General features: G+C 71.8%; 7 protein-coding genes, 1 tRNA gene and 1 pseudogene. 8 read left to right on the top strand and 1 reads right to left on the bottom strand.

The window, feature by feature from the left end; genetic code table 11:
- From glp to RMO85_RS16145, 6 genes are all read left to right on the top strand, one after another.
- Positions 1 to 726: gephyrin-like molybdotransferase Glp (gene glp / locus RMO85_RS16170; RefSeq protein WP_310529747.1), on the top strand; the 726-nt coding region annotated here is incomplete at its 5' end.
- On the top strand, positions 726 to 1,196 hold the full coding sequence (gene moaC, locus RMO85_RS16165; RefSeq protein WP_310529746.1) for a cyclic pyranopterin monophosphate synthase MoaC: 471 nt from the start codon (positions 726 to 728) through the stop codon (positions 1,194 to 1,196). The genes glp and moaC, both read left to right, overlap by 1 nt.
- Positions 1,193 to 1,675, top strand: a complete 483-nt coding sequence (locus tag RMO85_RS16160; RefSeq protein WP_310529745.1) for a MogA/MoaB family molybdenum cofactor biosynthesis protein — start codon at positions 1,193 to 1,195, stop codon at positions 1,673 to 1,675. Before moaC ends, RMO85_RS16160 begins: the two co-directional genes overlap by 4 nt.
- Positions 1,676 to 1,707: 32 nt before the next feature.
- Complete coding sequence (locus tag RMO85_RS16155) at positions 1,708 to 2,277, top strand: GNAT family protein (RefSeq protein WP_310529744.1); 570 nt, start codon at positions 1,708 to 1,710, stop codon at positions 2,275 to 2,277.
- Between the two features lie 144 nt (positions 2,278 to 2,421).
- The gene (locus tag RMO85_RS16150) at positions 2,422 to 3,219 is read left to right on the top strand and encodes a hypothetical protein (protein WP_310529743.1); all 798 of its coding nucleotides are present in this window, start codon (positions 2,422 to 2,424) and stop codon (positions 3,217 to 3,219) included.
- A 105-nt stretch (positions 3,220 to 3,324) separates the two neighbouring features.
- Positions 3,325 to 3,400 (top strand) — tRNA-Ala (locus tag RMO85_RS16145).
- Between the two features lie 54 nt (positions 3,401 to 3,454).
- On the opposite strand, the gene RMO85_RS16140 is transcribed toward RMO85_RS16145, so the two are convergent.
- Positions 3,455 to 5,074, bottom strand: coding sequence for a phospholipid carrier-dependent glycosyltransferase (locus tag RMO85_RS16140; protein ID WP_310529742.1), 1,620 nt, complete (start codon positions 5,072 to 5,074; stop codon positions 3,455 to 3,457).
- Between the two features lie 65 nt (positions 5,075 to 5,139).
- Between RMO85_RS16140 and rsmI the strand changes: the two genes are divergently transcribed.
- Together rsmI and RMO85_RS16130 are read left to right on the top strand one after the other, a co-directional pair.
- Positions 5,140 to 6,000 carry a 16S rRNA (cytidine(1402)-2'-O)-methyltransferase gene (gene rsmI / locus RMO85_RS16135; protein ID WP_310529741.1) on the top strand — a complete coding sequence of 287 codons (861 nt, stop codon included), beginning with the start codon at positions 5,140 to 5,142 and terminating at the stop codon, positions 5,998 to 6,000.
- Positions 5,987 to 6,275, top strand: a pseudogene (locus tag RMO85_RS16130) (AraC family transcriptional regulator); the annotation flags it as partial. The gene rsmI and the pseudogene RMO85_RS16130, both read left to right, overlap by 14 nt.

Genomic DNA, 6,275 nt, shown 5'->3' with positions numbered 1-6,275 from the left:
GGTCGTACCACCGTGCGCTGCCGTCCGCGTCCCCGCATCGTCGTCATCTCCACCGGCTCCGAGCTGCGCGAGCCGGGCTCGCCGCTGGGCCGGGACTCCATCTACGACGGCAACTCCTACCTGCTGGCCGCCTCGGCGCGCGCCGCCGGCGCCATCGCCTCCCGCGTCGGCATCGTGCCCGACGACCCGCGCACGTTCACCGACGCGCTCAGCGACCAACTCGTCCGCGCCGACATGGTGGTCACCAGCGGCGGGGTCAGCGAGGGCGACTTCGACGTCGTCAAGGAGGCGCTCTCCTCGCTCGGCTCGGTGTGGTTCGGCGGGGTCGCGATGCAGCCGGGCAAGCCGCAGGGCTTCGGTACCGTCGGCGACGACCGCACCCCGATCTTCACGCTGCCGGGCAACCCAGTCTCGGCCTACATCTCCTTCGAGACGTTCGTGCTGCCCGCGATCCGGCGGATGATGGGCAAGCTGCCCTACTCGCGACCGCTCGCCCGGGCCCGGCTGACGCACACCATCTCCTCGCCGGAGGGCCGCCAGCAGATGGTGCGGGCTGCCTGGGACTCCGACCGTGGGGGTGCGTTCGTGACGCCGGTCGGCGGACCCGGCTCGCACCTGCTCGGTGACCTCGCGGCGAGTGATGCGCTCATCGTCGTACCACCCGCGACGACGTCCTTGCAGGCGGGCGAGATGGTGCAGGTACTGCGCCTGGACGAGGAGTTCTGATGACCTCCTTCTCCCACATCGACGACGCCGGCGCGGCCCGGATGGTCGACGTCTCCGACAAGGCGGTGACGGCACGCAGGGCGTCCGCCTCGGGCCGGGTCCTCGTCTCACCCGCCGTGATCGCGCTGCTCCGGGGCGCCGGCGTCCCCAAGGGCGACACCCTCGGGGTGGCCCGACTGGCCGGGATCATGGGCGCCAAGCAGACCCCGTCGCTGATCCCGCTGTGCCATCCGCTCGCGCTCTCGTCGGTCACCGTCGATCTCACTGTGACCGACGAGTCGGTCGACATCGTCGCCGCGGTCGCCACCACCGACCGGACCGGCGTGGAGATGGAGGCGCTGACCGCCGTGTCGGTCGCCGCGCTGACCGTGATCGACATGGTCAAGGCGGTCGACAAGGCCGCGGTGATCACCGACGTGCGCGTGGAGACCAAGACCGGCGGCAAGTCCGGCGACTGGAGCCGTCCGTGACCGTCACGCTGAAGGCGGCCGTCGTGGTCGCGTCCAACCGCGCGGCGGCGGGCATCTATGCCGACGAGACCGGCCCGCTGATCGTCGCGTGGCTGGTTGCCGAGGGCCTGTCGTGTGCTGACCCGGTCGTGGTGCCCGACGGCGCGCCGGTGGGGGAGGCGATCTCCAGCGCGGTCGCCGACGGCGCGCGCGTCGTCCTCACCACGGGCGGGACGGGACTCACGCCCACCGACCTGACCCCCGACGTCACCCGGCCGCTGCTCGACCGCGAGGTGCCTGGCATCGCCGAGGCGATCCGCGGCTTCGGCGTGGCCAACGGGGTCGAGACAGCGATGCTCTCGCGCGGAGTCGCGGGCGTCATCGGCTCGTGCCTGGTGGTCAACCTGCCCGGCTCGCGCGGGGGTGTGAAGGACGGACTGGCCGTGCTCGCGCCGGTGCTGCGGCACGCGGTGGAGCAGATCGTGGGCAGCGACCATTGACCCCGATCAGACCGGCACCCGGTTGGCCGGCAGTGCTGACCCACGGCGATGTCGTGCTGCGACCGCTCGACGGGGCCGACGCCAGGGCCTGGCGCGACGTCCGCTCTCGCAACGGTGACTGGCTCAGGCAGTGGGAAGCCACCATGCCGCCCGGGGTTCACCAGCCGGCGGGCAGCTATGCCCAGGTTGTGCGGCGCCTGCGCAGGCTCGCCCGACAGGGCCAGGCGATGCCCTTCGCCATCGAGGTCGAGGGGCGCTTCGCCGGTCAGGTGACCGTCAACAACATCGTGCGGGGCTCGGCGCAGTTCGCCTCGATCGGCTACTGGCTCGACCACGCCGTCGCCGGTCGCGGGGTGATGCCGGTGGCCGTGGCGATGGTGATCGACCACTGCTTCACCACCGCCGGGCTGCACCGGATCGAGATCTGCGTCCGACCGGAGAACACCAACTCGCTGCGGGTCGTGGAGAAGCTCCGGATGCACGAGGTCGGCTTCGCGCCGCGGTTCCTGCACATCGACGGGCAGTGGCGCGACCACCGGATCTTCGCGGTCACCACCGAGGACTGCCCCGGCCAGATGCTGGCCCGACTCATCTCTGACTGATGGCACGCACGTGTCACACGTCGTCCGGGGGACGCCGGCCGTCGGCCGACGGGACTGCGTGAATCACATGAGTCACACGAGTTCCCTTGCGACACACCTATGAACTTGCGCCTCACGTCGCGTCGGGGACTCTAACCTCAGCGTGTGGACCTGAGTGCGCTGATCTTCGTTGCCCTGGCGGTGGCGTGGGCCGTCTATCTGATCCCCAAGGCGCTCAAGCACCACGACGAGGTCGTCCGCAGCCGCTCCATCGAGCGCTTCTCCAAGACGATGCGCGTGCTGGCCCGACGCGAGCCGATCAACCGCCGCGACGCCCGCCTCGTCGTCACGCCCGGTCGGCAGCCCTCGGCCACGACCGTCGAGACCAAGGCGTCCAGCATCGCGCGGACGCAGCCGTCGTACGCCGCCCGCCGGGCCGCCGCCCGCACGGCCACCAAGCGCCGACGCAACGTCCTCGCGCTGATCCTGCTCGCCAACACCGTCGTCATCGGGCTCGCCGCCGCCCAGGTCATCGCCTGGGCCTGGGTCGCCGTGCCCGCGGGCCTGCTCGTCGCCTGGCTGGTCGCCTGCCGCGCCATGGTCAAGGGCGAGAGAGCCGCCTCCCGACCGGCCGCGGTGGTTGCGCCGGTGGCCGACGAGCTCCCCGAGACGATCGACTCCCCGCACGTGCCGGACGTCGAGGCCCACGAGGCCCGCGAGGGGGACCTCGAGGAGCCTGCTCCGGTCCGCGCCGAGGGCGCCTGGGACATGGTGCCCACCACCTTGCCGACCTACGTCTCGAAGGCGCCCGCCGTGCGGCGTACCGTCCAGACGATCGATCTCGACTCCACCGGCGTCTGGTCCTCCGGTCGCAACGACGGCGACTCCGCCCTGGCCCGCGAGGCCGAGGAGTCGCAGCGGACGGCCCGCGCCGCAGCCGAGCGCCGGGCCGCCGGTTCCTGACCGGGTCCACACGGCACCGTCTCGGCGGCGCCATCGGCGAGGTCCGCGGCTGACTGACGCGATTGGGCGCGCCCGTTTCCCGGGTGCTATCTTTTCGAATCGCTTGGGGGTGTGGCGCAGCTGGTAGCGCGTCTCGTTCGCATCGAGAAGGCCAGGGGTTCGAGTCCCCTCACCTCCACCAGCAATGAACGGCCCGTCGCAGGACGGGCCGTTCGGCATTTCCGCCGCCCGGCGCTCAGATCCAGCGGGTGAACCAGATCCGTCGCAGCCACTCCTCGTGGGTGATGAGCTGGTCGGTCCACACGGGCCAGAACCACGCGAAGGCGAAGACCGTCATCACGACGTAGGACCCGGCGATCACCACGCCTGCCGTACGCCGCGGGGTGTGCGCGTTGGACGTGCCGACGATGCTGCCCAGCGCCAGAGTCAGCCCGAGCACGAGGAAGGGCAGGGAGGCGATGGCGTAGAAGATGAAGATGGGTCGGTCGTCGTACATCAACCACGGCAACCACGTCGAGCCGACTCCGACCACCGCGAGCCCGAACCGCCAGTCGCGACCACCCAGCCAACGGACCAGGGCGAAGGCCAGCGCAAGCGTCCCGGCCCACCAGATCAGCGGATTGCCGAGGAGCAGCACCTGGCGAAGGCACGTGGAGCCGGCGGGGGCGTCGCAGCCCTGGCTGCCGGGCTGGATGTCGAGCTGGGCGTCGACACCGACGGGTCGGCTCATCAGCAGCCAGCCGACCGGTCGCGAGGCGTAGACGTGGGTGCTGTCGTTGAGGAAGTGCGCGTGGAACGTGTAGACGTCCTGGTGGTACTCCCACAGCGAGCGCAACGACTGGGTGACCTCACCGAAGTCCTCCGCGTCCGGTTCGCTCGCGGTCGCCCAGGCCACGCCGTCGCCGTACGTCGTGTACTGCGTGCTGCTCAGGGCCCTCTCGTAGTCGCTCGCGTGGATCAGCCAGCCGGTCCAGCTGCTGACGTAGACGACCAGGGCCACGAGGACGAGGCTGGCGAACGCGACCGGACCGTCGACGAAGAGCGCCTTGAGCAGCGCCCAGGGGTGCGAGAACGCCCGGCGGGCGCCGTAGTTCCACGCCGTCAGCAGCAGGCCGAAGGCGGCGAGCGGGAAGAGCGCCGTCCACTTGGTGCCGATCGCCAGACCGAAGGCCACCCCGGCCGCGATCAGCCAGGGCCGAAACAGCGCGCGGGTCGCGCCCGTCGCGAGGCGAGCGCGGAACCATTGTCGGTCCGCCACGACACAGTGGACCCCCAGCAGGATGAAGAAGGCGAGGAAGATGTCCAGAAGCGCCAACCGCGACAGCACGAGCTGCAGGCCGTCCAGTGCGAGCAGGAGCCCGCCGACGAGGCCGAGCGCGGTCGAGCCGGTCACCCGGCGGACGAAGCGGCACATCAGGAGCACCATCAGCGAGCCGACCACCGCGGCCGCGATGCGCCAGCCGAAGGGGTCCATGCCGAAGGCGTTCTCGCCCAGCGCGATGAGCCACTTGCCGACCTCGGGGTGGACCACCATCGACGGGCTGTCGGTCCACAGGCCGCTCGTCTGACCGTTGAGGATCGTCTTGTCGGCGTCCTCGACGTAGGTGCGCACGTAGCCGTTGGCGAGCATCGACCAGGCGTCCTTGGCGTAGTAGGTCTCGTCGAAGCTGAACTGGTGCGGGGTGCCGAGCCTCCACCAGCGCAGGAAGAACGCCAGCCCCGTGATGGCCACGGCCAGCGTCCACCCGATGAGCGGGTCCTCGCTGCGCCAGCGCGGGGCCGCTCGCTCCTGCGCGGGCGGAACCTCGTTGCCCGCCGCGGTGCGCGACAGGCTGACGGTGGCAGGAGCGGTCACGTCCGAGACTCTAGAACCTCCGGGGTCATCGGTGGCCGAGGTGCGCGCGCTGACATGATCGAGGCATGTCCTCCCTCGCGCCCGACACGGCGGCTGCCGCAGGTGTGCTCGTGCTCGCGGCGACGCCCATCGGCCGGGCCGGGGACGCGCCGCCGCGGCTGGCGGCCGAGCTCAGCGGCGCCGACGTCGTCGCGGCCGAGGACACCCGCCGGCTCAGGCGGCTGACCAGCGACCTCGCCATCACCCTGACCGGCCGCGTCGTGTCCTACTTCGAGGGCAACGAGTCGGCGCGCACGCCTGTCCTCCTGGCTGCCCTGCTCGCCGGCGAACGGGTCGTGCTGGTGACCGACGCCGGCATGCCGAGTGTGTCCGACCCGGGCTATCGGCTCGTCGTCGCGGCCGTGGAGCACGACATCCGGGTCACGGCGGTGCCCGGGCCCAGCGCCGTCCTCACCGCACTGGCCGTCAGCGGCCTGCCGGTCGACCGCTTCTGCTTCGAGGGCTTCTTGCCGCGCAAGGCGGGGGAGCGGAGTCGGCGGCTCGCCGGCCTGGCCCACGAGGAGCGGACGATGGTCTTCTTCGAGGCGCCCCACCGCACCGGGGCGGCGCTCGCCGCGATGGCCGAGGCGTTCGGCGGTGAGCGCGGCGCGGCCGTGTGTCGCGAGCTGACCAAGACGCATGAGGAGGTACGCCGCGGGCCGCTGGCCGAGCTCGTCGGATGGGCCGCCGAGGGCGTGCGAGGCGAGGTCACCATCGTCGTCGCGGGTGCCGTGGCAAGGGCCGAGGTCGGCACCGACCCGGACTCGTTGCGGGCGGCAGTGGCCGAGGAGGAGGCTGCGGGCGCGACCCGCAAGGAGGCCATCGCCGACGTCGCTCGGCGCGCCGGGGTGCCGAAACGGGAGGTGTACGACCTTGTCCACAAGTGAGCCCACGCGCGCCCGCGCGGCCACGGAGGAGAAGTCCGGCGCGCGGCGCGACCGTGAGCGACCGGCGGCCCCGGAGCCGCTGCCGCTGCCCGTGGTCGACAACCACTGCCATCTCGACATCGCCGACGGCGAGTGGCTCCAGACGCGTGCGGCCATCGACCGGGCGCGCTCGGTCAACGTCACCCGGATCGTCCAGATCGGCTGCGACCTGCCCGGTGCCCGTTGGGCCGTGGCCGCCGCGGCCGAGCACCCGGAGCTGATCGCCGGCGTCGCGC

Origin of the sequence: Nocardioides sp. (genome assembly GCF_031422975.1) — a bacterium.
Lineage (GTDB): Bacteria > Actinomycetota > Actinomycetes > Propionibacteriales > Nocardioidaceae > Nocardioides.
The sequence above is the reverse complement of the archived record's forward strand: the minus strand, read 5'-3'. Positions and strand labels throughout refer to the sequence as shown.

What these genes read in the sequence shown, in the direction of transcription:
- moaC (WP_310529746.1), top strand. Translation starts at nt 726, where the DNA reads ATGACCTCCTTCTCCCACATCGACGACGCCGGCGCGGCCCGGATGGTC.
- rsmI (WP_310529741.1), top strand. Translation starts at nt 5,140, where the DNA reads ATGTCCTCCCTCGCGCCCGACACGGCGGCTGCCGCAGGTGTGCTCGTG.